This is a genomic window from Nonomuraea sp. 10N515B (assembly GCF_052245915.1).
GTDB lineage: Bacteria > Actinomycetota > Actinomycetes > Streptosporangiales > Streptosporangiaceae > Nonomuraea.
Map to the genome: position 1 here is coordinate 71,695 of NZ_JBQQBQ010000022.1, position 25,338 is coordinate 97,032.

General features: G+C 68.8%; 26 protein-coding genes. 16 read left to right on the top strand and 10 right to left on the bottom strand.

All coding sequences use genetic code 11. From position 1 onward, the window contains the following. Positions 1–575 precede the first annotated feature (575 nt). The 6 genes from ACTWQA_RS29805 (at position 576) to ACTWQA_RS29830 (ending at position 4,280) form a co-directional block, all read left to right on the top strand. Positions 576–1,097, top strand: coding sequence for a SigE family RNA polymerase sigma factor (locus ACTWQA_RS29805; protein ID WP_443162368.1), 522 nt, complete (start codon positions 576–578; stop codon positions 1,095–1,097). Next, a complete protein-coding gene (locus tag ACTWQA_RS29810) occupies positions 1,094–2,275 on the top strand; it encodes a hypothetical protein (RefSeq protein ID WP_443162369.1) in 1,182 nt (393 codons plus the stop codon). The genes ACTWQA_RS29805 and ACTWQA_RS29810 overlap by 4 nt, the downstream gene beginning before the upstream one ends. Positions 2,276–2,757: 482 nt before the next feature. After that, entirely contained in the window at positions 2,758–3,177 is a 420-nt protein-coding gene (locus ACTWQA_RS29815; RefSeq protein ID WP_443162370.1) for a hypothetical protein, read from the top strand. Between the two features lie 3 nt (positions 3,178–3,180). Next, positions 3,181–3,405 (top strand): helix-turn-helix transcriptional regulator, encoded by a 225-nt coding sequence (locus ACTWQA_RS29820; protein WP_305925532.1) that lies wholly within the window; start codon positions 3,181–3,183, stop codon positions 3,403–3,405. A 353-nt stretch (positions 3,406–3,758) separates the two neighbouring features. Further along, positions 3,759–3,902, top strand: a complete 144-nt coding sequence (locus tag ACTWQA_RS29825) for a DUF4386 family protein (RefSeq protein ID WP_443162371.1) — start codon at positions 3,759–3,761, stop codon at positions 3,900–3,902. Positions 3,903–3,977: 75 nt separating this feature from the next. Beyond that, entirely contained in the window at positions 3,978–4,280 is a 303-nt protein-coding gene (locus tag ACTWQA_RS29830; protein ID WP_443162372.1) for a zinc-binding dehydrogenase, read from the top strand. 398 nt (positions 4,281–4,678) lie between these two features. Here ACTWQA_RS29830 and ACTWQA_RS29835 read toward each other — a convergent pair whose 3' ends face one another. Together ACTWQA_RS29835 and ACTWQA_RS29840 are read right to left on the bottom strand one after the other, a co-directional pair. Continuing rightward, complete coding sequence (locus ACTWQA_RS29835; RefSeq protein WP_443162373.1) at positions 4,679–5,224, bottom strand: dihydrofolate reductase family protein; 546 nt, start codon at positions 5,222–5,224, stop codon at positions 4,679–4,681. Next, positions 5,221–5,811: an NADPH-dependent FMN reductase gene (locus ACTWQA_RS29840; RefSeq protein ID WP_443162374.1), complete on the bottom strand. Its 591-nt coding sequence runs from the start codon at positions 5,809–5,811 to the stop codon at positions 5,221–5,223. The genes ACTWQA_RS29835 and ACTWQA_RS29840 overlap by 4 nt, the downstream gene beginning before the upstream one ends. Before the next feature lie 72 nt (positions 5,812–5,883). Between ACTWQA_RS29840 and ACTWQA_RS29845 the strand changes: the two genes are divergently transcribed. Next, on the top strand, positions 5,884–8,970 hold the full coding sequence (locus ACTWQA_RS29845; protein ID WP_443162375.1) for a BTAD domain-containing putative transcriptional regulator: 3,087 nt from the start codon (positions 5,884–5,886) through the stop codon (positions 8,968–8,970). Between the two features lie 550 nt (positions 8,971–9,520). Beyond that, positions 9,521–10,174: a 4a-hydroxytetrahydrobiopterin dehydratase gene (locus ACTWQA_RS29850; RefSeq protein ID WP_443162376.1), complete on the top strand. Its 654-nt coding sequence runs from the start codon at positions 9,521–9,523 to the stop codon at positions 10,172–10,174. A 374-nt stretch (positions 10,175–10,548) separates the two neighbouring features. Here ACTWQA_RS29850 and ptsP read toward each other — a convergent pair whose 3' ends face one another. From ptsP to ACTWQA_RS29880, 6 genes are all read right to left on the bottom strand, one after another. Then, positions 10,549–12,231 (bottom strand): phosphoenolpyruvate--protein phosphotransferase, encoded by a 1,683-nt coding sequence (gene ptsP, locus ACTWQA_RS29855; protein ID WP_443162377.1) that lies wholly within the window; start codon positions 12,229–12,231, stop codon positions 10,549–10,551. Between the two features lie 141 nt (positions 12,232–12,372). Continuing rightward, positions 12,373–12,795 (bottom strand): PTS glucitol/sorbitol transporter subunit IIA, encoded by a 423-nt coding sequence (locus ACTWQA_RS29860; protein WP_443162378.1) that lies wholly within the window; start codon positions 12,793–12,795, stop codon positions 12,373–12,375. Positions 12,796–12,797: 2 nt separating this feature from the next. Next, positions 12,798–13,169 (bottom strand): hypothetical protein, encoded by a 372-nt coding sequence (locus tag ACTWQA_RS29865; protein WP_305925526.1) that lies wholly within the window; start codon positions 13,167–13,169, stop codon positions 12,798–12,800. 105 nt (positions 13,170–13,274) lie between these two features. Beyond that, positions 13,275–13,868, bottom strand: coding sequence for a hypothetical protein (locus ACTWQA_RS29870; RefSeq protein ID WP_305925525.1), 594 nt, complete (start codon positions 13,866–13,868; stop codon positions 13,275–13,277). Beyond that, complete coding sequence (gene srlA, locus ACTWQA_RS29875) at positions 13,865–14,494, bottom strand: PTS glucitol/sorbitol transporter subunit IIC (protein ID WP_305925524.1); 630 nt, start codon at positions 14,492–14,494, stop codon at positions 13,865–13,867. The genes ACTWQA_RS29870 and srlA overlap by 4 nt, the downstream gene beginning before the upstream one ends. A gap of 91 nt (positions 14,495–14,585) precedes the next feature. Next, the gene (locus tag ACTWQA_RS29880) at positions 14,586–14,984 is read right to left on the bottom strand and encodes a transcriptional regulator GutM (protein WP_443162379.1); all 399 of its coding nucleotides are present in this window, start codon (positions 14,982–14,984) and stop codon (positions 14,586–14,588) included. Between the two features lie 295 nt (positions 14,985–15,279). On the opposite strand from ACTWQA_RS29880, the gene ACTWQA_RS29885 reads away from it, so the two are divergent. Beyond that, positions 15,280–16,230, top strand: coding sequence for a sugar-binding transcriptional regulator (locus tag ACTWQA_RS29885; RefSeq protein ID WP_443162455.1), 951 nt, complete (start codon positions 15,280–15,282; stop codon positions 16,228–16,230). 138 nt (positions 16,231–16,368) lie between these two features. Here ACTWQA_RS29885 and ACTWQA_RS29890 read toward each other — a convergent pair whose 3' ends face one another. Next, positions 16,369–16,623: an HPr family phosphocarrier protein gene (locus ACTWQA_RS29890; protein ID WP_443162380.1), complete on the bottom strand. Its 255-nt coding sequence runs from the start codon at positions 16,621–16,623 to the stop codon at positions 16,369–16,371. Between the two features lie 266 nt (positions 16,624–16,889). On the opposite strand from ACTWQA_RS29890, the gene ACTWQA_RS29895 reads away from it, so the two are divergent. From ACTWQA_RS29895 to ACTWQA_RS29920, 6 genes are read left to right on the top strand one after another with little or no spacing between them, the layout of a single operon-like run. Beyond that, entirely contained in the window at positions 16,890–18,233 is a 1,344-nt protein-coding gene (locus ACTWQA_RS29895) for an NAD(P)H-dependent oxidoreductase (protein ID WP_443162381.1), read from the top strand. After that, positions 18,230–19,246: a thiamine pyrophosphate-dependent dehydrogenase E1 component subunit alpha gene (locus ACTWQA_RS29900; protein ID WP_443162382.1), complete on the top strand. Its 1,017-nt coding sequence runs from the start codon at positions 18,230–18,232 to the stop codon at positions 19,244–19,246. Before ACTWQA_RS29895 ends, ACTWQA_RS29900 begins: the two co-directional genes overlap by 4 nt. Before the next feature lie 36 nt (positions 19,247–19,282). After that, the gene (locus ACTWQA_RS29905) at positions 19,283–20,314 is read left to right on the top strand and encodes an alpha-ketoacid dehydrogenase subunit beta (protein ID WP_443162383.1); all 1,032 of its coding nucleotides are present in this window, start codon (positions 19,283–19,285) and stop codon (positions 20,312–20,314) included. Then, positions 20,314–21,528 (top strand): 2-oxo acid dehydrogenase subunit E2, encoded by a 1,215-nt coding sequence (locus ACTWQA_RS29910; RefSeq protein WP_443162384.1) that lies wholly within the window; start codon positions 20,314–20,316, stop codon positions 21,526–21,528. Before ACTWQA_RS29905 ends, ACTWQA_RS29910 begins: the two co-directional genes overlap by 1 nt. Next, the gene (locus ACTWQA_RS29915; RefSeq protein WP_443162385.1) at positions 21,521–22,324 is read left to right on the top strand and encodes an IspD/TarI family cytidylyltransferase; all 804 of its coding nucleotides are present in this window, start codon (positions 21,521–21,523) and stop codon (positions 22,322–22,324) included. The genes ACTWQA_RS29910 and ACTWQA_RS29915 overlap by 8 nt, the downstream gene beginning before the upstream one ends. A 20-nt stretch (positions 22,325–22,344) precedes the next feature. Beyond that, positions 22,345–22,707, top strand: a complete 363-nt coding sequence (locus ACTWQA_RS29920) for a hypothetical protein (RefSeq protein ID WP_443162386.1) — start codon at positions 22,345–22,347, stop codon at positions 22,705–22,707. A 306-nt stretch (positions 22,708–23,013) separates the two neighbouring features. On the opposite strand, the gene ACTWQA_RS29925 is transcribed toward ACTWQA_RS29920, so the two are convergent. After that, positions 23,014–23,706, bottom strand: coding sequence for a TetR/AcrR family transcriptional regulator (locus tag ACTWQA_RS29925; protein WP_443162387.1), 693 nt, complete (start codon positions 23,704–23,706; stop codon positions 23,014–23,016). A gap of 251 nt (positions 23,707–23,957) precedes the next feature. Here ACTWQA_RS29925 and ACTWQA_RS29930 point away from each other — a divergent pair, with 251 nt between their 5' ends. Beyond that, entirely contained in the window at positions 23,958–24,812 is an 855-nt protein-coding gene (locus tag ACTWQA_RS29930; protein ID WP_443162388.1) for a sensor histidine kinase, read from the top strand. Positions 24,813–25,338 lie beyond the last annotated feature (526 nt).

The window sequence follows — 25,338 nt, forward strand, 5'->3', positions numbered from 1 at the left end:
AGCAAATATGTGGCTAGCCAAGTATTTGCTGCCGCCTGGTCCGTGCGAGATCGACTGCGGCCGACAGCGTCGCCCGGTGCCGCACCCGGGAGTGTTCCGGCCGCCGCAGCAGCCACGCGCGATCGGAGCCCGGCGAATTGCTGATCGAGCAGGGCCGTCAGCCGGCGCCCAGCGCCCTCCGGCTGGCGGCCCCGGCCGTCTCGGGGTAGGCGGCGGTCAGGCGCACCTGCGGTCCCAGCCGGTGAACGCGGCCTCGCGGATGACGACGCGGGCCCACGCCGCCCACCGGAATCGAGAAACTGCGGCCACGACCGGCGCGTATCCTGCCCGACGTATGAAGCCTCGCGATGGCATGTGCCCTATTGCCGCAAGCCCACTTGGGCGGGCAGCGCACGTGGTCTCAACGACGGCCGAATTCACGCGTCGTCGACACGTGGAAGGCTTGCAGGACAGCAAGAGACAGTGGCCATGACGTTGTCGACCACTCGTGACGGTGGTCCTTGCCGGCACCCCTTCTAGCGCGGATCGAACCTTTCCACTCCTCTCCGGCGTCGTAGCGGTCGAGAGGAGTCGTCTTGGATCGCAATGACAGCTTCCGTGAGTTCGTCGCCGCGCACCAGCAAGCGCTGATGCGCACGGCGTACCTGCTCACGGGAGACGCCCACCAGGCCGAGGACCTGCTGCAGAGCGTCCTGCTGAAGGTGCTGCGGCGCTGGCCCCGGTTATCGCACGTCGAGCGCCCCGAGGCGTACGCGCGTAAGGCGCTGGTGAACCAGCACATCTCCTGGCGGCGGCGCCGGGTCAGGACGGAGTTCCCGACCGCCGAACCACCCGACCGGCCGTACTCGAGCGAGGACTCCACCCTCGTACGGCTCGTCATGCGCAAGGCCCTCATGGGGCTGCCGCCTCGGCAGCGGGCGGTGATCGTGCTGCGTTACTACGAGGACCGGACAGAACGGGAGACCGCCGAACTGATGAACTGCTCGATCGGGACGGTGAAGAGCCAGACCCACTACGCGCTGGCCCGCCTGCGCGAGCTGGCGCCCGGCCTGGCGCCGAAGCTCGCCGGCATGGATACCGAGGAGGCCTGCCGATGACCTGGCTGCGAGATGTCCTCGTCGAACTGGCCGACGAGTCACCACGGGTGGACCTGGCCGAACGTACGATCGCCACGCGCGACCACAGGCGGCGTACCGCGATCTCGCTCCTCGCGGCGGCCATGGTCGTGGTCACCGCGCTGGGCGGGACGCTCGCCGTGCGGCTGATGCCGCAGGCGCCCACCCCGGCCACCTCCGGCAAGGACGACCTGCCCGCGCGTGGGGTGGGGCCGCTGAGCCACGCGTACAAGTCCTTCTGCAGGCCTGTCAGCGGGAAGGCTCCATCACACTGCCAGGACGGGGGCTGGCGAGTAGTCACCCGCAGCGGCAGGACCTACCACGTGCCGGAGGCGCGGTCGAGCCTCAGCCTGCAAGACAGCCCGCTGGCGATCAGCCGGGACGGCCGCAAGATCGCTTACTACAGCGCGAAGGAAGGCACCTTCCAGGTTCGCGATCTGGCCTCGGGCGCGAAGACCACGGCGCCGATGAAGCTGCCCCCGGAGAAGTGGCTGTACAGCATCACGCGGCTGATGTTGTCGGACGACGGGCGTTACCTGGCCTTCAGCAAGGTCCCCGATCTCAAGGATCCCGCGCTGCTCTTCGACATGCACGACAGGGTCGTCCGTGAACTTCCAGCCCGCTGGGTCCCCATCGGCCTGTCACCGGATGGAGCCACCATCACCCTCGCGGAGTACTCGCCCAACTCCCAGCTGCGCACGATCTCCGACCTCTGGCCGCCCACCTCGCCGGGCAACTCCACGGCGGTCATCCTGCCGCAGCACTACGCCTTCAGCCCGCTGGCGCCGGACGGCAAGACCGTCGCGGCCGTCGAGGACCACAGCACCGCCGAGAAACCCTGCCAGATGGGCGACCTCGTCCTGCTGGACCCGCTCACCGGCAAGAAGCGGAAGACCGTCCCCATCCGTGGCCTGTCGCCTGACGTCAGTCAGATCTACCTGCGTACGTGGCGCAGCGCCGACGAGGTTACGGCCCTGACGACGTCCGTCCGCTGCAGACCGTCATCCGAGGTGCCGGACGACGAGACGGCGCCGCCGCCCTACCAGACCTTCACGGCCTACGCGGTGAACGTCAGGACCGGCGAGGCCAGGAAAGTGACCACGTTCAGGGCGCAGGACATCTTCGGTATCGCCATGCCCGGTCCTCCCGGGGCGATATGACCACGACCTTCCTGCCTCACAGCAGGGGTCGTTGCACGATGCCGGCGATGACCGCTGGATGCCCGAGTTCGGCCTGGCCGTCGTGGTGACTACGCGGCGCGTGATCTGCAGCGGGATCATGAAGGGCCTCACGGTGCCATGACGAGGGACGGTGCCATGACGTGGGGAACACGCACGAAGACGCGGCTCGGCGACGGCACCGGCTACCACGACAAGGCCACCTCGGACCCTCAACGAGAACGGCGGCGCATGGACCGATGCGCCGCCGGAGAGCACGCACCGTCACGGTGGAGCTCATCTTCAACGACAACTCGCGACAGTTGAATAGGCGGCCTCACCAGTATCAACCCCGAGCCCTCCGGGGGCGGCCAGCCAAGATCAGGTCACGAATGCGGCTGCCGTTGTAGGTTAAATATTCTAGACACCATGTCAAAAATGTCTTACCTTGACCATGTCAAGTTTGTTGTACATGGGAGCGGGACATGTCCTTTGAAGAGAAGCGCTCGTGGATCTACGCCATCGTCGCGGCCGCCGTGCCCGTCGCGTACTTCGTGACCATCCTCACGAAGGTACCCGGGACGGACGTCTCGGAGATCGCCTATGTGGGGCCGATGCTCACCGCCATCGGCGTCGGCATCGGTGCGGGCATCGTCCTGGGCATCGTCGCCGCCGTGGCCTCGCCCAAGGACGCGGGCCGGGCCGACGAGCGCGACAAGCAGATCAACCGGCTGGGCGATTATGTCGGGTTCTACGTCATGAGCATCTGCGCCCTCGTGCCGCTCGGCCTCGCGATGGCCAACGTCGAGCAGTTCTGGATCGCCAATTCGCTGTACTTGGCGTTCGTCCTCGCCGCGCTCACCTCCGCGGTCGTGAAGATCGTGGCCTACCGGCGGGGTTTGTAGACCATGGCCAAGCCCACCAGGGTTACCAACTCGATCCGGACCCTGCGGTTCACCCACGGGGAGATGACGCAGGCGGAGCTGGCCGACCGCATCGGCGTAACCCGCCAGACCGTCATCGCCATCGAGCAGGGCCGCTACTCGCCGTCACTGGAGATGGCCTTCGAGATCGCGCACGTGTTCCAGGTCCCCCTCGACGACGTCTTCCAGTACCCCCACCCCGAGCAGTAACCCCACCACTACGGCCGGCACGCGAGGACACCGCCGCGCGGCCCCGGCTCACCGCGCCCAAAAGCACCACCATCCACGAGCCCCACGACGCCGCCGCGACCGCGCACAACGTCGTCGCCAACGCCGGCCTCGTCCGCATCGGCGTCGCCGCCGACCTCGTGGCGGTCATGTTCGGGATGTTAACGGCCATGCCGCGTACGTGCTCCTCAAGCACGTGAACAAGAACGCCGCCCGCGCGGTGGTGATCTTTACAGTGGCCGCCGCGGCCATGATGGGCCTCAACATGGTGCACCAGTTCGGTGCCCTGCTCGTCGCCACTGACCCCACCTACGTCAACGCCCTCGGCGCCGGCGGTGCTGGGGGTCCTCCTCATGATCGGGTGCTTCTGCTACCTCGTGGACCTGTTCGCACAGTTCCTGGTTCCCGACCTCGCAGCCGTGCTTGCCCCGTTCGTCCTCGCCCCGCCCGCCGTCGCCGAGATTTCGATGCTCCTCTGACTGCTCATCAAAGGCGCCAAGGCACCCCGACACGACACCGCGATCCCGGCCACTGCCTGAACCCTCCGCCAGCACGTGCTGGTCATCGGCGCCGGCGGCGGCGTCGGAACGTTCGCCGTGCAGCTCGCCAAGGCTTTCGGCGCGCACGTTACCGGCGTGTGCCGGACCAGCAAGACCGACCTGGTCCGATCGATCGGGGCCGACGACGTCATCGACCACACCCGCGAGGACTTCACCGACCAGGTCGGCCACTACGACCTCATCCTCGACACCACCGGCACCCACACCCCTGGCCCGGCTGCGACCCGCCCTCACACCCCGCGGAACGCTCGTCATGGTCGGCGGCGCCGAGGGCGGGCGCTGGCTGCACGGCACTGACCGCCTGATCCGGGCGATGCTGCTGTCGCCGTTTGTCGGCCAGCACCTGCGCGGAGTCCTGACCACGGCGCCCGCCAAGAACCTGCACACCCTGACCGAGCTGATCGACGCCGGCACGGTCACGCCGATCCTCGACAGCTCTACCACCGCTACGAACGTGGGCTCGAGAATCTATCGCCTTTTGTCAGCCGGCACCTTGACGTGCACGGCGCCTACAACTTCCTGCTTCCCGACCTGGCCCCCGGCACCATCCACGACCTGCGCGATCCGGACGGTGCCGACGATGACGACGAGATCTGACCGTCACCCCATCGGGCGGGCCTCGATTACCCTCCACGACAGCGGTGGCCTTCGGCGGATTCCGGTGACCGAGGCGGGTTCGCAACGGTCGTCCTGTTCTACTGCTCGGGCTGGTAGACGAGGATGACCAGGCCGGAGCTGAACGTCTTGTTCTCCAGCAGCTTCAGCTTCGCCTTCGACTCACGCCTGAACAGCGGCTGACCCTCACCGAGAATGAGGGGGTGCACCCACAGGTGGTACTCGTCGAGCAGCCCGGCCTGCGACATCGCGTCGGTCAGCTGCCCGTTGCCGTAGATGATGATGTCGCCGCCCGGCTGCTGCTTGAGCTTGGTGACCTCCTCGACGAGGTTCTCGCCTCTGATGATGGTGGAGGTGCCCCAGATGTCGGCCTTCTCCAGGGTGTCGCTGACCACGTAATGGTGCATGCCGTTGATCCGGTCGGAGAACTCGTCGCTGGGCCTGGTCGGCCAGACCGACGCGAACCCCTCGTAGGTGGCCCGCCCCGCCAGCAGGGCATCCGACCTGCGCATCAGGTCCAGGGCGTACTGCATGGCATCGTCCGTCCGGTAGTCGAACGACCAGTTCTGCGGCTCGTCGATGTAGCCGTCGAGTGTGGTGTAGGTCGAAGCGATGAGTTTCCTCATTGTTCTCTCCATCGGTAATCGTTTCTGGCGTCCCGCAGCGTACGGGCCCACCATGACAGCTGGTCAAGCGTGATTCCGGCCGCCGCGTGGCAGCTCGCGCCCCGTTTGGGCCAGGAGCCGTCGGCGTCGAAGAGATCCCAGTAGCAGGGCAGGCTGACCGCCTCGGTGACGGCCACCGCCCGCAGCACGGCGAAGATCTCACGGAGCTGGGCGACCGCGTGCAGGCCGCCCGACTCTCTGCCGTACGACACGAAGGCGACCGGTTTGGCCTGCCACTCCGCGTAGTACCAGTCGATGGCGGTCTTGAGTGGTGCGGGGAAGCTGTGGTTGTACTCGGGGGTCACCACCACGAAGCCGTCCGCCGCGGCCAGCCGCGGAGCCAGCGCCCGCACCTCGGCAGGCAGCTCATCGTCCTCGTCGGTGAGGACCTCGGGCAGCCGCGCCTCGGCCAGATCGACGACGTCGACCTCCAGCTCCCTTCGCCTGCGGGCCTGGGCGGCGAACCACTCGGCCACCGTCGGGCCGAACCTGCCGCTTCTGGTGCTACCGATGATCACCGCCACCCGCAGCCGTTCGTTGCTTGCCATGTGACTACTGTGCTGGGCGGCCCTTACCGGTTCCTTCCACCGCTCTTACCGCTCCGGCATAGGGTGACGGTCATGCGGTTTGGGGTGCTTGGCCCGCTGATGGTGTGGGACGCGGACGGCGTGCCCGTCACGATCCGTGGGCTGAAGGTCCGCGCGATCCTGGCCGACCTGCTCCTTCACGAGGGCCGCCCGGTGTCGGCCGACCGGCTGGTCGACGACCTGTGGGGAGACGACGCCCCCGCCAATCCATCGGCCACGCTGCAGGTCAGGGTCTCGCAGCTGCGCAAGGCGCTGGGCGATCGGAACCTGGTGGCGCACGGGCCCGCGGGCTACCTGCTGCAGGTGGAGGCGGACGCCGTGGACGCGCGCCGGTTCACCGAGCTCACCAAGCAGGCCCAAGCGGCGAAAGACCCGGGAACGCGGGCCGCGCTGCTGGCCGACGCGCTGGCCCTGTGGCGGGGCCCGGCGTTCGCCGATTTCGCCGACGAGGAATTCGCCAGGGCGGCGATCGCCCGGCTGGAGGAGCAGCGCCTGGCCGCCGTGGAAGCGCACGCCGAGGCCCGGCTGCAGCTGGGAGAACACGCCCTGCTCGCCGGGGAGCTGGCCGACCTGGTGGCGCGGCATCCGCTGCGTGAGCGGCTGCGTGCCGTACACCTGAAGGCCCTGTATCGGGCCGGACGGCAGAGCGAGGCGCTGGACAGCTACGCCGACCTGCGCGAACGGCTCGGCGAGGAGCTCGGCCTGGACCCCAGCCCCGAGCTGGCCGAGTTGCAGCGGGCCATCCTCGCCCAGGACCCTGACCTCGCTCCAGCGGTACGGCACGCCACCAACCTGCCCGCTCCGCTCACCGAGCTGATCGGACGGGACGAGTCATTGGCCGCGGTATCCGCACAGCTCGGGGCGAACCGGCTGGTGACGCTCTGCGGGTCCGGCGGGGTGGGCAAGACGCGGCTGGCCGTGGAGACGGCGGGCCGGCTGGTCTCCGCCCACGCCGACGGTGTCTGGCTGGTCGAGCTGGCCCCCATGCCCCGGTCCGGCGAGGTGGCCGAGCTCGTGATGGCGGTCATGGAGATCCGCGACCCGGGCGGCGAGCCGCTCTCGGCACGCGACCGGCTGGCGCGTGCGCTGCGCAACCGGCGGGTGCTGCTGGTGCTGGACAACTGCGAGCACGTCGTGGAACAGGTGGCGGACCTGGCGGAGGCGTTGCTGCGGGCCGCGCCGGAACTCCGAATCCTGGCGACGAGCAGGGAGCCGCTGGCGCTGCCTGGCGAGGTGGTGTGGAACGTGCCGCCGCTGGAGCAGGACAGCGCGGTCCGGTTGTTCGCGGCCAGGGCGGCGGCCGCGCAGAGCGATTTCCGGCTCGACGACTCGACCGCCCCCGCCGTCTCGTTGCTGTGCAGGCGGCTGGACGGGATCCCGCTGGCGCTGGAGCTGGCCGCCACCAGGGTGCGGGCTCTGGGCGTGGACGGCCTGGTGGACCGGCTGGACGACCGCTTCAGGCTGCTGGCGACCGGGCATCGGGGTGCGCCTCCCCGCCAGAAGACGCTGAGCGCCATGATCGACTGGAGCTGGGAGCTGCTGACCGAACAGGAGCGGCTCGTGCTGCGCCGCCTGGCCGTACACGCCGACGGGTGCATCCTGGAGGCGGCCGAGGCCGTGTGCCCCGGCGACGGCGTGGCCGCCGATGACGTCCTCGACCTGCTCGCCCGCCTCGTCGACAGGTCGCTGGTGGCCAGGGTGGGAAACCGCTTCCGCCTGCTGGAGTCCGTCGCCGCCTATTGCGTGGAACGCATGCGAGAGGCGGGCGACCTGAATGAGGTACGGCACCGCCACCATGCTTATTACACCGATCTCGCTGAACGAGCCGCCCTCCACCTCTACGGCCCCAACCAGCGCCAGTGGCTTGGCCTGCTCGACGCGGAGGCGGCCAACCTCCGCGCCGTCGTGGACGGCGCTCACCCAGAGCTGACCCTCCGCCTCGCCCATGCCCTCACCTGGTACTGGTACCTCCGCGGCCGCCTGACCGAAGCCAGTCGCTCACTCGAAACCGCCCTCACCGCAGCGGGTGGCGGGGTGCGGTCTGTGGCGATGGCGTGGCTCATGGGCATCTCCGTTCTGAAGGGCGGGAGTGCCGAGTGGGTGGCACGCCGGGAGCAGGCAGCGGAGGTGTTCGCCGGAGAGCTGGGCGAGCGGGCCAGGGCCGCATGGTTCATGGCCCTCGCGCTGGTGAACCTGGGTGAGATGGAAGCCGCTGAAGACCTGCTCGACAGGGCTCTGGAGGCCCTGCGCGCCGCGGGCGACCGGTGGGGCGAGGCGGCGGCGCTGAGCACTCGCGCCCAGTTCGCGCACGTACGCGGCGACCTGACCGTACTCGAGCGGGCAGCGACCAGAAGCGCGGAGCTGTTCGCCGAACTCGGCGACCGATGGGGTCAACTGCAGGCATCGGGCTGGCTGGGCGGCCTGGCAGAACTGACCGGCGACAACGACCGCGCCGCCAGGCTGCACGAGGAAGGTGTGCACATGGCGGAGGAGCTGGGCCTGTGGCCGGAGGTCAGCGGTCAACTCGCCTGGCTCGGCTGGACCCACGTGCAACTGGGCGACTACGCGAAGGCCTGGAAGCTGTGCGAGCGCGCCCTCCGCCTCGCCACGGAACAGGACTACGCGGGCGGCGAGATCCTCGCCGAGATCGGCCTCGGCTACGCCGCCCGCAGGCAGGGCGAGCTCGATCTCGCCGAGGAACACCTCGGCAACCTGGTACGGCGGGCGAAGTCAGGAGGCGGCGCCGAGCCCCTGTACCTGTCGATGGTGCTGGTCGAACTGGGCTTCACCGCCGAGGAACGCGGCGACGCCGAGGCCGCCCGCGCCCTTCACCTGGAGGCGTACAACGCGGCACGCAAGCTCGACGCCCCGCACAGCGCGATCTCCGCCACGGAGGGCCTGGCCGGGGCCGTGGCCCTCGCGGGCGCCCACGCCCACGCCGCCCGGCTCCTCGGCGCGGCTGCTGCGTCCCGCGAGGCCACCGCCCTCCCGCAGTCCCCAGCGGAACGTGCCGACGCCGACAGAATCGCCGCAACCTGTCGCCAGATCCTGGGCGAAGAGATCTTCACCACTGAATACACCGCCGGCCGCCACCTGACCCTGGACGAGACGATCACATAAGCACGTCGTGGTCCTGTACGGAAGATCCTGCTCATACGCGCGGCTACGCACGCGGACTGGAGAACCAACTCGGAGTGCTCGGACTTGTCCTCAATTGCATCGTTCTATGGACGACTGTCTACCTGGACGCGGCAGCTCGGGCGCACCCAAGGATGACGAGGACCCGTCATAGCACCTCCTCCCGCCTCTAAACGGATGGAAGGTCCGATGTCGTCCAGAACGCAGCCACCGCGTCACAGCGATCCCTCTGACGCCCGACGAAGCGGCCTTCTTAGTGAAGGCATTCCCGGAGGAAGTCCGGCTGACCCGGCTGCACCGGCCAGACATCAGCGGCGGCGGCGCCTGCTTCCCGCTCCGAGGCCGAGGTCATCCTGCGAGCGGCGGGGGTCGCCGCGGCGCTTGGACACTCGGCGGTGAAAGAACCCCTTCTGCCGCACAGCGAAGGATCGGCCAACGCGCATGTCCGGCCCATCCGCGGCGCGCTCGATGAGGTTCCCGTGTAGATCCATGACTGGCTCGTCGTCAGGTGCCTGACATGCAAGAATGTCGTATGAGCAAGCTGACCGGACAGCAGATCGCAGACGAAGGGCTGGACGGGTGGGCTTACCTGCTCGGTGGCCTGCAGACCCGCATCCACACCAAGAACTTCGCGACCGGGCTCTCCGTCGTCAACGCCATCGGCGCTGCAGCCGAGGAGATGAACCATCATCCCGACCTCAACCTGCGTTACACCCACGTAGACGTTCGGTTGACCAGCCACGACGAGCGCGCGGTCACAGGCCGCGATATCCGGTTGGCCCGCATCATCTCCTCCATCGCGGCCGACGCCGGGGTGCAGTTGGAGTCCTCGAGCGTCTCCCGGCTCGAGCTCGCCCTCGACACCCCGGCCGGAGAGTCGATTCTGCCGTTCTGGGCCGCGGTGCTGGCGATGGAGCATCTGTCCGGCCCCGACATCGGCGACGAACTCCGCGACCCAGCCGATGTTCTGCCGACCGTGTGGTTCCAGACGTCCGGCAGCGAGGAACCTCGCCAGCGCTGGCATCTCGACGTGTGGGTGGATCCCGCGCAGGTCCAGCCACGTATAGACGCGGCGCTCGCCGCCGGCGGCACGCTGGTCAGCGACGCGGAGGCGCCGAGCTTCTGGGTGCTCGCCGACCCCGAAGGCAACCGGGCCTGCCTGTGTACCTGGCAGGCCCGTGGCTGATGGCAGCCGGCACCCGTCCGCGGCCCGGCAGCAGAACAAGGGCGTCATCTGGTCGGTCGTAGCCGGCTCTGCACAGGAACTCGTACGCCGACACAAGGTGAACCGCTATGCCGCTTGAGGACGTGGCGGGATTACCTCGTAGCAGCGCCGGTCGTGGATGAGTGCCCACAGCACGTTGACCCGTCTCCTGGCCAGGGCCAGCACGGCCTGGGTGTGCAGCTTGCCGTCGGCGCGTTCGTGCTCGTAGAAAGCTCGGGAGTTGAGGTGGCACCGGCGCGGCCACCGCGCGGTGCCAGGCCCTCGCCGAGCCGCTGGTGTCGCGCGGCTGGCGGCCCGAGGCATGGCCGACGTCGAACCCGGATCGCCCAGCAGGTTCAGTGCCAGCCGTCTCGCGCGCCGGTCCAACTGCCGGTGTGTGCGGCTGCTTCGACATGGCTTCGGGCGGCGGCCGCGTCGGGGGCCGCCCGGGCCAGGTCGGCGAGGTGCCGGCATTCGGCGATGGTGTGGTGGGCGAGTGCGGCGCGCACGTCGACAAGGGTGGCGGGGGCCATGGACAGGCTGGTCACGCCGAGACCGACGAGCACCAGGGCGAGCAGTGCGTCGCCGGCGGCCTCGCCGCACACCCCGACCGGCTTGCCAGCGCGGTGACCGGCCTGGGCGGTGAGGTGGATCAGGTCGAGGAGGGCCGGTTGCCACGGGTCGAGTAGGTCGGCGACGTCGCTGAGCGTGCGGTCGGCGGCGAAGGCGTACTGGGCCAGGTCGTTCGTGCCGAGGCTGACGAAGTCGCAAGCGGCGAGCACGGCGTCCGCACGCAGCGCGGCCGCCGGCACTTCGATCATGACGCCGACCGTCGGCAACCCTTGAGCTCGGGCCCGCTGGGCGAAGGCCTCCGCCTCGCCGGGAGTGGACACCATCGGCGCCATGACCCACACCTCGGCCCGCGCCCGCTGGGCCGCCGCGGTGATCGCGGCGAGCTGCTCGTCCAGCAGCTCGGGTGACCGGCGCGATATCCGCAGGCCCCGGACGCCGAGGGCCGGATTGGGCTCGTCGGGCTGCGTGGCGAACCGCAGCGGCTTGTCGGCACCCGCGTCGAGGGTGCGCACGACGACGCGACGGCCCCCGAAGGCGTCGAAGATCTCGGCGTAGGCGGCCCGTTGCTCGTCGAAGCCGGGCGCCTCGGCACGGTCGAGATACAGGAATTCGGTACGCAACAGGCCGACGCCCTCGGCCGCGGTCGCCGCGGGCAGCTCGCGAGCGGTCCCGAGGTTCGCCATGAGCTTGACCGGGTGGCCGTCCGAGGTTCGTCCCGGCCCGGTCACCCGGGCGGCGGCGGCCCGACGTACGGCTTCGCGATCGAGGGTGGACCGCACCTGGGAAGGCGTGGGAGCCACGACGGCGGTGCCGATCGTGCCGTTGACCAGGAGCTGCGTGCCGTCCGCCACCGCGATGGCGCCCGTGCACGCCACGACGGCGGGCAGCCCGAGTGACTTGGCCAGGATCGCCGTGTGGCTCGTCGGCCCGCCCCGCTCGGTCACGATGGCGAGCACCTGCCGGGGGTCGATGGTGGCGGTGTCGGCAGGCGCCAGGTCGTCCGCGATGAGCACGTACGGGTGGCCGGGATCGGGCAGGCCCGGCATCGGCAGCCCGAGCAGCCGGGCGACGATGCGGTTGCACAGGTCCTCGAGGTCGGCCGCCCGTTCCGCGAGATAGCCGCCCGCCGCCTGGAACTGCTCGGCGAACTCGGCGATGACGTCGCTGACGGCGTACGCCGGCGGGCGGCCGGCCTTGATCAGCTCCGCCACGCGCTGCGCCAGCACCGGGTCGGCGGCCATGGCCGACTGGGCGGCAAGGATGTCCGCTGCCGGTGGTCCCGCCTGCCCGGCCCGCTCCAGCAGTTCGGCGGCGACCTCGCCAAGGGCCGTGTGGGCGGCCTCCACGGCGGCGTCTTCGTCGGTCACTGCCGGTGGCCGGGCCGGGAGGACCGGCGGCGCGTTCATCACTGCCGCGGGTCCTGCCACGATTCCCGGGCTGACCCCGATGCCTGTCAGCGTGTGCATGTGTCACGAGCCCCTCGTCCAGGGGCGCGGCATCCGGTCACCCGACCGCCGTCCCCGATCGTCCACGTCGTTCTTGTGCGTCGCCGCCCCTGAGCGACGACTCGGGGGTGGCGGCCGTGGTGATCACGGCCGCCACCGTGATCAGCGGCGGCCGGCCGCCTCCCGGATCCAGAACCGGCTCCCCGGCCTGGGGACCGGCAGTGGACCGTCTTCGACGCAGACATCGCCGGGCAGCGGCGCCCGCGTCTCTCCGTTGGCCTTCAGGTTCAGGTGGCCGAGATTGAGGAGGTTCTCCTCGGCTACCTCCCCCAGCGCGAGCACGGACAGAACGGTGTCGTCGATGACGATCTCGTCGCCCACGCGCAGGCCACCGGTCGCCACGGTGGCGCTGTGCAGGACGCAGAAGTCATGCAGCTCCGCCGGGGCGTTGCCGCCGAAGAACACGAGGATCCGCTGCTCGGCGAAGTCGGGCACCATGGGGCCCACCGCAGTCACCTGGCTCGCGTAGCGGACGGCTGCCGGGGACGAGCCGTTGGGAGCCGGCCTGGTCGGAACCGCGTCCATCCTCACGCCTCGAGTACGTCGTCGGGTTTGACACCGGAAACGAAGATCTCTTCCTTGATGAACATCGCCAGTGGCCCGGCGGGCGACGTCGCGTGCACATCCACCGTGGGCACCTTCTTCATCGGGTACACCCCGATCCTGGCGGTGCCACCGCAGTCGATCACCGCGACCGCGATCTGATCGAACGGCGCCGAGCTACGGAATCCGTCGAACGCCTGCCCTCCGGTCAGATCTGCGATGCGCTGCGCCACCGGGTGGATCCCACCGCCGGTCACGGAGTAGATGAGGTTTCGTTGTTCGGTAGGTCGGATGACCAGAGGGCCGCCCCATCCGCCGCGGCCTGCGGTGATCCGTACCGCTTTGTAGTCCGTCAAATCTCGTCTCCTTGATCTGCTCCCGACCGGTCAGTGCTCTCGAAGGGCCTGCGGGCCGGCTGTGGCCCGAATTGAGGGCATCATCGCGCTCTTGTCGGGTTTTTGTCACTGGGTGCTGGAGGTGTAGAGGCCGAAGCTGGCCAGGTAGGCCAGTACCACGGCCAGCGGACCGGTGATCAGCCGGGAGAAGAGCACGGCGGGCACACCGACCTCGACGGTCTCCGGCTCCGCTTCTCCCAGCGACAGGCCCACCGGGATGAAGTCGCAGCCGACCTGCGGGTTGATGGCGAACAGCGCGGGCAATGCGTACTGCGGCGGGATGTTGCCCTGGCCGATCTGCACGCCGATGAGCGTGCCGATGATCTGGGCCATCACCGCGCCCGGCCCGAGGAGCGGGGAGAGCACCGGCAGGGCGCACACGATCGACATGATCAGCAGGCCGATGAAGGAGCCGGCCAATGGACGCAGGCCGTTGGCGAGGAACTCGCCCACCCCGGTGGTGGTGATGATGCCGATGATCAGTGAGATGAAGGCCATGAAGGGCATCACGTTGCGCAGCGTGGTGTCGATGGCGTCGCGCCCGGCCTGGTAGAGCGTGCCGACGACGGTGCCGACCCGCTTGCCGATGACGACCAGGACCTTGTTGACGAGGTCCAGCGGACCGCGGCGAGCCGTGTCGGGAGTGGTGGTGGCGGTCATGCCGTCGCCTCCTGAGTCTTGCGGGCCTGGCGGTTGAGCATCGCCTTGGTGATCAGCTCGGTCACCACGCCACGGATGAAGATCACGAGCAGGCCGACCAGGAAGTAGCGCACCGCGAGGTCGCCGAGCAGGATCGCGCTGTTCTTGGCGGCGAGAGTGGTGACGCCGGCGGCGATGCCGGCGTAGACGAAGTACTCACCCGGGTTGGCGTGGGGGAAAATCCCGAGAATGGGGTGCACGAAGCTCACCGCGGAGTCGTAGAACGCGGGTTTCTTGTCCTCGGGCAGGAACCGGCCGATGGTGTATGCCATCGGGTTGGTGAGGAAGAACACCGCCAGCACAGGCAGCACCAGATACCGCAGGGGGTAGTAGATCAGCCCCGGCCGGGCGGCCAGCACGCCGAGCCGGTCGATGCGCTCGGGCCCGATCATCCTGATCAGCGCGTTGACCGCGGTGAGCAGGATGATCAGTAGCGGGATGATGCCGGTGACCAGGGACACGAAGGTCTCCGCACCCGCTTTGAAGATGCCGATGAAGTCCTCGGCCCAGTGCGCCAGAGTGCCGAGCACGCCTTGCGGCCCTTTGGGCGGGGCGGGAGCCACCAGATAGATCAAGTTAGCTGGCACGAACTTGCTCCTTGCGAACCTGCGGTCACCATCTCAGCTGGCGACCGGGTGAATGGGGGTGCGTAGAGCGAATGGGCCCTACGGGTTTCGGTTACCTCGCCGGCCCGGGCTTGCGGCGGAACGAGTCGGCGAGAAACCCCGCCGCCTGCGACGCGGCGGCGGCCATCAGTGGCGACAGCTGCCTTTCTGTGTCCCCATGAGCCAGATCGGCCACCGGGATCCCGGTCAGACCGGGTAGCGGTCGGGGGCGGGCGAAGACGGTGAGGCCATGCATGGATCGAGCGGCGATGACGTGGCCGGTTTCGTCGGCCGCTAAAGCGACGTAGGCGCGGCGCATCCACCGGCGCCGCCCCATGCCGATCGCGACCCGGCCCTGCGCTCGCAGCTCGCGGGCGGACCGGAGGAACGATCGGGCCTGTGTCCATGCCAGGACGAGCTGGCCGAGCCACAAGACGCCGAGACCAACGAACAAGACGGTGATGGATTCCACGTCGAGCCTCCTTTCGACGCGGGGCCGGACGCCGGCCCACCCTGGACTTGCAGGTCGCCGAGTTGATCGACTATTGTCACATCTGTTCATTTAGGGTGGACCGATGTGCAAGTTAATAACATGTGACGGAAGGCACATGCAAGACCTTGTGGACGCAGCTCTCACGAAACACGACTCATCCGGCACCCCCTCGACCGAATCGGGCCAGAGTCGCGGGAACGCGCCCATGCTGCTGAACGGTCGCTCAAGAGGTGGGATAACCAGGTCGTTGGTGAGGACATGAACGGACGTGACGATGCCCGCGCCCCGCAATCGTGAGTTGCTGGTCCGCGTGGCGCGGATGTACTACGAAGAAAACCTCTCCCAGCAGGAGGTCGCCGAGCGGCTGGGCCTGAGTCGCACCAACGTCTCGCGGATCCTGACGTCCGCCCGCGAGCAGGGCATCGTGGACATCCGGATTCGCGACCTCTCGCTCAGGGACATCGCCCTGGAAGACGAGATCAAGTCCGCCTTCGCCCTGGCCGAGTGCCGGGTGGTCGGCGGGCGAGGCCACGACGCGACGCTCTCCCAAGTGGGTTCGGCGGGCGCCGAATGGCTGCTCGACACGCTGCGGCCGGAGCACCGATTGTCGCTGTCCTGGGGGCGCACTCTGCAGGCGCTGGTTGAAGCCGTACGCACCGACCGGGTCATCCCGGTCGAGGTGCTGCCGCTGGTCGGCGGACTGTCATCGGTGGCCTCGGAGATCACGGGCGAGGAGCTGGTGCGCGAGCTCGCCGCACGGCTCGGCGCGACTTCGCAGCGACTGCACGCGCCTGCCTTGCTGGAGTCGGCCGCCAGCAAGGAAACTCTCCTGGCCGAGCCCGCGATCGCATCGGTTCTGGACGCGGCGCGGCGGTCGTCGCTGTCATTCGTGGGCATCGGGGCGTTCGGGGCCGGGTCGTCGGCGGCGATCATCGACACGCTACGGCTGACGCCCCGGCAGCGGCAGCAGTTCGAGCGCGCCCGCCCCGTCGGCGACGTCTGCGCCCGCTACTTCGACGAAGACGGGCAGCCCATCCTCGGCGCCGTGCACGACCGCGTTCTCGCGGTCTCGCTGGAGGATTTGCATGCCATCCCCACCGTGGTCGGAATGGCCGTGGGAGTGGAGAAGGCGCGGGGGGTGCTCGGCGCCCTGCGCGCAGGATTCATGAATGTGCTCATCTGCGACAGCGCGCTGGGCAGGGCGCTGCTGGGGATGGTGCGGTAGGAGTAGTCCGGCCGTGCCGATCGCGCCGCGGCGCCAGTTCCTCCCGAACCGGCGCCGCTGGTCTTCGCGCCCCTGGCCTTGGCCGCGTGCGTCGGACGTGACCGTCCGGACAGATCTTCAGCTTCTCTGGCGCGCGGGTCAGTGGCCGTCCGGATCGACCTTCAGCATCGCGAGCAGCTCGGTGAGCGCCTCATCGGCGCTCGGGCCATCGGTTTCCACCAGCACCTCTTCGCCGCACGCGATGGCCAGCGACAGCACGGACAGGATGCTCTTGGCATCCACCTGCCGCTGGCCCGGCCGGCCGATGCGCACTGCGCCCGGTTGCCGGGCGGCCGCCTGGACCAGCAGTGCCGCCGGCCGTGCGTGCAATCCTGCGCGTGCCGCGATGGTCACGACTCCCTGGGGCACTGGTGCTCTCCTCGCTGAACAAATGTGAGCAAATGGCGAGCAGAAGTGTAAACCGATTGCTCCCCTCGGGCGCAAGCCCCGGCATCGAGATCTGCACAAATGTGCAGATCGGTAATCCCGGGACATGGCAAGGAGGATCCTTCAGGCCTCTTGCCCAGCGATAGAGACAGAGTCATGATGTATCACATCTGTTCCGAGCATTGGTCAAATGTGCAAATGCTCGGCCCTGCCCATTGGGAGAAGGGGATCGCATGGCATACCTTGAACGGCTCGCGGAGCGGGCACGATCGAGCCGTCCCATCCGGATCGGGCTCGTCGGCGCCGGTCAGATGGGGACTGGATTCATCGCGCAAGTAGGCAGGATGCCTGGCATGGAGATCGCCGCGGTCGCCGACATCGAGCCCGACCGGGCGGTGTCGGCGTACCGGAAGGCCGGGCGCATCGACCCGCTCCTTTCTGACGATGCCGACCGGCTCTCCGAGGCGGTCGAGGATGGCAGACCGGTCGTCACCGACGACGCCGAGCTGCTGGTCCGGTTGCCGGTCGACATCGTGGTCGAGGCGAGCGGGGTGCCGGAGGTCGCCGCCCGGATCGCATTCAACGCGCTGCTCGCGGGCCGCGATATCGCCCTGCTGACGGTCGAGTGCGACGTCACCGTGGGTCTCGCCCTGGCCGGCCTGGCCCGGCGTATGGGACGGGTCTACACGGTCTGTCGCGGTGACGAGCCGGTGGAGGCTCTGCGCCTCGTGGACTATGCCCGTACGCTCGGCTTCGAGGTGGTCTGCGCGGGCAAGGGCAAGAACAACCCGCTTGATCCCCAAGCGAACCCGGACGTGCTGGCGGAGCAGGCCCGCGCCCGGGGGATGAACCCCAAGATGCTCACCAGCTTCGTCGACGGCTCCAAAACGATGATCGAAATGGCTGCGCTGGCCAACGCCACCGGGCTGGAGGTCAGCCGGAGGGGTATGTACGGGCCGCCGGCGACCGTCGAGCGCCTGTCCGAGGTGTTCCGCCCGGTGGTCGACGGCGGCGTACTGGATCGCCCCGGAGTGGTCGATTACTGCACGGGCCCGGTCGCTCCCGGCGTGTTCACCGTCGTGCGCTGCCCCGACCCGGTCGTCGCCGCCGAGCTGGACTATCTCAGCCTGGGTACCGGCCCTTACTACGCCCTCTACCGGCCGTACCACTTGGCCAGCGTGGAGGCGCCTCTGACGGTCGCGGAAACGGTGCTCGACCGGACACCCAGCCTCGCACCGACGAGCTGGACCGCGGAGGTGGTGGCGGTCGCCAAGCGGGATCTCAAGCCGGGTGACGTGATCGACGGGATCGGCGGTCACTTGGTCCGCGGCCTGATCGAAGCCGCCGGCGTCGCCGCTCACGAGGGCCTGGTCCCGCTCGGCCTGGCCGCCGGCGCCACCCTGCTGCGCGAGGTGCCCGCCGGTGAGCCGCTGACCCGTGACGCGGTCGCGCTGCGGGACGACACCGTCATCGCCACGCTGCGCCGCTTGCAGGATCAATGGACGGGCGAGGAGAAGGGCGGAGGCTCACCGCTCGTCCCCACTCCGGCCTGGGCTCTCGCAGGTACGCGCGCATGACCGCCGACATCGTCACCAAGCACGTCGCGAACGGCGACCGGCCGCTGCCCGCCCTCGCCGGCGATCCCGCGACGGCCAGGCGAGTGCTGCTCACCATGTGGACGATCCGCCTTTTCGAGGAGGCGGTGGATCAGTTGTTCGCGCGCGGACTGATGCACGGCACCATGCACCTGTCGATCGGGCAGGAGGCGGTGGCCACCGGCGCCTGCCTCGCCCTGGGCCCGTCGGACTACATCACCTCGACCCATCGCGGCCACGGCCACTGCATCGCCAAGGGCGCGGTCCCAGACCGGATGATGGCCGAGCTCCTGGCCAAGCGGACCGGATACTGCCGCGGGCGAGGCGGATCCATGCACATCGCCGACGTCGCGACAGGGAACCTCGGAGCCAACGGCATCGTGGCAGGTGGCGTGCCCATCGCAGCCGGCGCCGGTCTCGCCGTCCAGCTGCGCGGCGGCGACGAGGTGGCACTCAGCTTCTTCGGCGACGGCGCGGTCAACGAAGGCGCCTGGCACGAGGGGGTCAATCTGGCCGCCATCTGGTCGTTGCCGGTCGTCTTCGTGTGCGAGAACAACCACTACGGGATGTCCATGCCGGTTGGGCGGGCGTCGAAGACGCCACTCGCCGAACGGGCGGCCGGTTACGGCATCCCCGCCGTCACGGTGGACGGCAACAACGTCCAGGAGGTCTTCGCCGCGGTCACCGTCGCGGTGTCGAGGGCGCGATCCGGCGCCGGGCCGTCGTTCGTCGAAGCGACCACCTATAGGTGGAAGGGCCATTCCAAGAGCGACAAGAACCTCTACCGCACTCGTGAGGAGATCGAGGACTGGCGGGAACGGGATCCCATCGTCCGCTTCGAGAAGGCCGCCGAGGCGGCGCGCACGCTGACCACCGCCGAGATCGAGCAGTGCCGGGCCCAGGCCCGCGAGAGCGTGCGGTCGGCCGTTCAGACCGCCTCCGCGGCACCCGATGCGGACCCGGCGGAGCTCGCCGAGGCCGTCTACGCCACCTGATCCGCCCCCGAGCCCGTCTCACGGAAGGTATGACACGTGACAACGACTCTGCCCACCCCTGCCCCGTCGCAGGCAGGTGACAGCGTCCGGGAACTGAGCTACGCCGAGGCGGTACGCGAGGCGTTGGCCGAGGCGCTCGCCGCCGACGACCGGGTCTTCCTCCTGGGTGAGGACATCGGAGTGTACGGCGGCGCCTTCGGCGTCACCGGTGACCTCATCCACCGGTTCGGCCCTGAACGGGTCCGCGACACTCCCATCGCCGAACTCGGCATCGTGGGGGCGGCGGTGGGCGCGGCGTTGTGCGGCATGCGCCCGGTGGTGGAGATCCAGTTCTCCGACTTCACGGCTCAGGCGATGGATCAGATCGTCAACCAGGCAGCGAAGATCCATTTCATGCTGGGCGGTGCCGCCACGGTGCCCATGGTGCTGCGCGCGCCGACGGGCTCGGGAACCGGTGCCGCCGCCCAGCACTCACAGAGTCTGGAAGCGTGGTTCGCGCACGTGCCCGGCCTCAAGGTGGTCATGCCCGCCACGCCGGCCGATGCCAAGGGACTGCTGCTGGCAGCCATCGACGATCCCAATCCCGTCGTGCTCCTCGAGCACAAGCTGCTCTATCGCACCAGCGGCCCGGTGCCGGCCGGCGCCGATCGGATCCCACTGGGGCACAGCGTCGTGCGCCGCCGTGGCGCCGATGTCACCATTGTCGGCACTGGTGTGATGGTGTCCCGAGCGCTGGAGGCGGCCGAGCGCCTCGCGGCCGTCGGTATTGAGGCCACCGTGATCGACCAGCGAACACTCAAACCGCTGGACGCCGAGCCGATGCTGGACTCCGTCACCGACACCGGCCGCCTGCTGCTCGTCCAGGAGGCACCGTTGACCTGCGGTTACGTCGCCGAGCTGGCAGCGCTGACCGTCGGGTCGCGCGCGTTCGGCCACCTGCGTGCGCCGATCCGGCGGCTGTGCGGGCTGGACGCGCCGATCCCGTACGCTCCTCAGCTCGAGACCGCCAGCGTCCCGCAAATTCCCGACATCGTGGCCGCCGCCGAGGACCTGGTCAGGACGTGGTGATGCACGAGATACCGGTCCTGATGCCGAAGATGTCGATGACCATGCAGGAGGGCACGCTGCTGGCCTGGCACAAGAAGCCAGGTGACCAGGTCCGCAGCGGCGAGACGGTGTGCGAGGTGGCGACCGACAAAGTCGACATGGAGGTCGAGGCACCCGCGGACGGCACGTTGAGCAGGATCCTGGCCGATCCCGAAGAGGTGGTCACGGTCGGGACCGCCATCGCCTACATCACCAGCGGCGACGACGATCTCCTGAGCGGACTGCTCGACACCCCCACGTCAGGAGACATCGGCCAGGATGACCCCGGCGGGCGAATCGACCTCCCCGGAACCGGCGCAGAGGGGACGGCCAGCCCGGTGCCCACCGCCCGGCGACCCGCCGTGCCGCTGGCCCGAGCCCGCGCGGTGGCGCTCTCGGTCGACCTCGGCACCGTGACCGGGAGCGGGCCCGGCGGCTGCATCCGGGTCATCGACGTCGAGCAGGCTGCGGCGCCGCGATCGGTCGCCTCCCCGTCCCTCAGCGCCGCCCACCAGGTGACACGCACCTCCGCCGCAGCACGGAGGCAGACGGCGCGCAGGGCCACCGCTCGTCGGCTGATGGCCGCAACCACCGCACCCCAGCTCACCCTGTACGCCGATCTCGACCTTGATGCGCTCGAGGCCGACCGGCGTGGATGCCGCTGGACCACTTTGTTCGTATGGGCCTTCGCGGCGGCGCTGCGGCAGGCCCCGGAGCTGAACGCCACGTGGACGGACGGGCGGCTCACCCTGCTGGAACGTGTCGGTGTCGCGGTGGCCGTCGACACCACCGGCGGAATGCTCGCTCCGGTACTGCATGATCCGGATCTGGTCACCCCGGCGCTGCTTGACATGCGGCTTCGAGACCTGGCCGCTCAGGCGCGCAAGGGCAGGCTTCCGCTGGCTTCTCTCTCGGGAGCCACCGGGACGTTGCTCAACGTGGGCCGTCTGGGCATCGCCGCCGGTCAGCTCCCGCTGATCCCGCCCCAAGCCACGTCACTCGTCATCGGGGAGGTGAGGCGGCATCCGGTGGTCGACGGCGATCGCGTCTCCGTACGGATGCGGTGCCGGGCCGGCCTGACCGTGGACCAACGCGTGGGAGATGCCACCGAGGCCGCTCGCCTGCTCACCAGGCTGAACGCCATACTGGTCGATACCGATGCATTGCACCACGGAAGGCGGCCAGCATATGGATGAGGCGCCAAACCGCTCATCGGCGAACCCGCCGTCCGCCCTTCCCGCCGAGACCATGGACCCCCTCTCGCGCGAACGTGTGCCAGGCAGCCCGCACGCCGCGGGAGTGGTCTTGGTGAGCGGCGAGAGCACGGCATTCGCACCAGGGCTGCACAAGGCCTATCTCCCTCTGCTCGGCCGCAGCCTGATGTCCTGGGCGCTCCGCGCGCTCGCCGCGACGAAGGAGATCGGCCCGCTGCTCCTGGTCGTCCCGCCCGAGGACTACCAGACGGCCCGCCGCCTCGTGGCGCGCGAGACCGACGGGCTCCCCGTGGAGATCGTCCTGGGCCGGGAGACACGGCAGGAATCACAGTTGCTCGCTCTGCGGCACCTCGCCGGACGGATCGACACCGGTGCCGTCGACGTCGTGGTGATCCACGACGTGACGCGTCCGCTGGCATCGTCGACGCTGACCGCTGGTGTCATTCACGCCGCGCGAATGTTCGGCGGCGCGATCCCTGGCCTTCTCGCTGATGATCTTGTCAAGGCCGATGCCGACGACATGGTCATCGGATCTCCACAGCGGTTGCTCCGCCCGCAGACCCCGCAGGCGTTCGAGGCGAGGTCGATGCTCGCCGCGTTCGAGGCGGCCGCGCGGGACTCGTTCGTGGGCGCGGACACGATGTCGTGCATCACACGCTTCAGCTCCGTGAAGTCGCGATGGGTCACGGGAGACACGCTGAATCTTGAGATCACTCATCCGCAGGACTTGTTCCGGGCCGAGCACCTCCTGACGAGCACCGGCTATGTTCTGCCATAGCCGTGAGTGGGAGAAGCCGTATGTTCGACGTTCACCGTGCTGTTCTGACCTGCCAGTGGTGCGCCGCAGACACCCTCCATGAGATCCGCTATCTCGGCCGGCTCTTGGCGGGTGTCCGATGCACCAAGTGCGATACCGAGATCAGCCAGGCGGACCCGGGCCGCTATCTCGGGGATCTGCGGCACAGACTGGTGACCAAGCCGCGCCGGCTGCTCCGCCGCCTCGTCCACGACCCTGGCGAGTTCGTTCGCACCCAGCCCGTCGCTGCCTTGATCAAGCCCCTGAAGATGATGCGGGAGCTCGCGGCCGTCGTACAGGCCGTCGACGCCCGGACCAGTCCGATGCCAGTGCGCGGCCGTGAGGCGGCGGGCGGCCAGGAGTGAGCCATCGGCACAGGAGCACGCCGTAGGCCCAGCGCACCTCCTCCTCCATCAGTGGGAAGGTGGACGGGGCGAGTTCGACACCTGGCTGGGGTTCAGGGCGTGGTGTGGTGGGACGGGCTAGGGCTGTCCTCGGCCGCCAGGGTTTCGATGCGGTCGGCGGCTGCGCGCAGATCGGGCAGGTGGCGGAGGGCGGCTTTCGGCGCCGTCTGGTCGAGCGCCGCCCGTTGGAGTGCGCAAGTCCGGCATGGGATCTACACCGATCTCGCGCACACCCCGGCTACATCCGCCACGGCCGTCCCATGAGAACTACTTGGATCGTCCGGTTCCAGTGCCGGAACGCCCTCGCGGTGCGGTGGCGATGGCTGGCCAAAGTACGGCCACGACGCTTTCGGGAAGCTCCTCCTTCGGCTCGCCGGAGTAGAATGCGGCGAAGTAACTGCCGAAGCACATCATCGCGATCGTGCGGGTATCGATGTCGGCGTTGACCGCGTGGCGTTCCTGCAGTTGCTTCAGCACCTCCTCCACCAGGGCGACGCGAGGCTCGACACCGCGCTCGCGCAGAATCTCAAGCAGCTCCGGGGTACGAAGCGCCTCGCCGGCGAAGTTGCCCATCAGCACCATGGCGTCGGGATTGAAGTACGCGGGGTCGAGTCGGCGGACGGCTTCGACGAGCGCGTCTCGAGGAGACAACTCGGAAAGGTCGACGGTGTATGTCTCGCGCTGCTTGCGAAACCCATAATCGAGCGCGTCCATCACCAGGTCGAACTTGTTCTTCCAGCGGCGATAGAGCGTGGGTCGGGTCACCTTGGCGTCGGCGACGATGTCACCGATCGTCATCCTCGAGTAGCCGTCGCGTACGAGCCGCTCGCGGGTGGCCCGGATGATGGCTTCGTCGATGGCCGTGTCGCGAGGCCGGCCTCCCTGATGCGTACGTTCGGCCTCGCCTGTCGTGCCATTGCCGCCACGTTGTTCGCCCTGCGGTTGTCGTCCTCGGACCATGGCTCACCTCGCGGATGACGGCTGGGCCCATGCCGTACGAGATACGTTACAGATCGTAACTGTAACACAAGCACGGCTGCTGGAGGGTTGAGGAATAATTTCGTTACAGTCATTTGCTGTAACGAAAGTGCAAGCGGAGGGAGCCTCGGCCGTCCACAAGACGTTGCCTCGCGGGTTCGGCTTCACCGCCGACGCCACAGTGAGCCGCACATCAAGACCAAGAACTCCCGACACCTGAAGGGAAAGCAGCCATGAGTGCTACAGACAGACTTGCTCAGCTCGAGGCGATCAGGACCCAGATCTCCCAGATCACGGTGAGCGACCTCAGCCTGCGTGTTCCCGTACCGCCGGGCGACGACGAGATCACCCGGCTCGCCACCACCACGAACCAGACCCTCAGCCAGCTCGACGGCGCGGTGGAGCAGCTACGCCAGTTCGCCTCCACGACCAGCCACGAGCTGCGCACCCCTATCGCCGGGCTGCGCACGCAACTGGAGGAGGCGTTGCTCTACCCCGACGACGTCGACGCCCGGCAAACGCTCCAGACGGCGCTGACCACCGCCGACCGGCTGGAGGCGATCGTCAATGACCTGCTGCTGCTGGCCCGACTCCGGGCCGCCGACCCGCGCCCCCCGGAGAAGATCGACCTCGGAGAGCTCGTCACCGCCGAGGTGAGCGCGCAGTCCACGTCCGTGCCGATGAACGTCCACGCGCCCGCCGGGGTGGAGATCCGCGGCTTCCGCATGCAACTGATCCGCGTGCTGGGCAACCTCCTGGCCAACGCGCAGCGGCACGCCGAATCCTCTGTCGAGGTCACTGTCGAGCCGGCCGACGACGGGGTCGCGGTCGCGGTGACCGACGACGGGCCCGGCATCCCGCCCGCGCACCGCGAACGCGTCTTCGAACGCTTCGTCCGCCTCGACGACGGCCGCCGCCGCGATCCCGGCGGAAGCGGGCTCGGCCTGGCCATCTCCCGCGACATCGCGCACGCCCACCACGGCACCCTCACGGTCGAGGACTCGCCACGTGGAGCGAGGTTCGTGCTGGAGTTGCCGCTCATCAGCGGACATCCCACAACACCAGCGAAACGAACGGCACGGGCATGATGCCCGGTGCCGGCCAGCACAGAGAAGCTGAGGGTCAGGCCGTCGGTGATGACGGGCAGCTTGAATTCCACCGGACCGGTGGGCCGCTTCCGCAAGACCACATCGTGCCGGAAACCGGTCAGCAGGGCGGTAATCACCAGGTCGGCGCCTGGCAGACCGGCGGCGCCCGCGTAGACAGCCTTGTTGCCCTCGATCCGCGGCGTCGGCAGCGCGGTGGGCCAACTCAAAGCGAAGGACTTGCCGTCCTCGCGGGTCAGCTTGGCCCACCGCCCAAGTACGGCTGGAAGGGGCGGCCGGTGGATATCGAGCAACGCCTTCACCGTTACTTGGTCTGCGCCCCATTTAGGTGGCAGACCGGTCCAGCAACACCCAAGGACGATCAGATCAGGTCGGCACGCGGCCAACGCCAGGCGAAATGCCCCCAAAGCGGCCCATTTCGGGGAAGTCTCCGCCCGCATCCCCGGTTGGAGGACCTTTGAAACTTAAATGAATGCGCATAAGCCGGTCCACGTCTGACCGGCACACC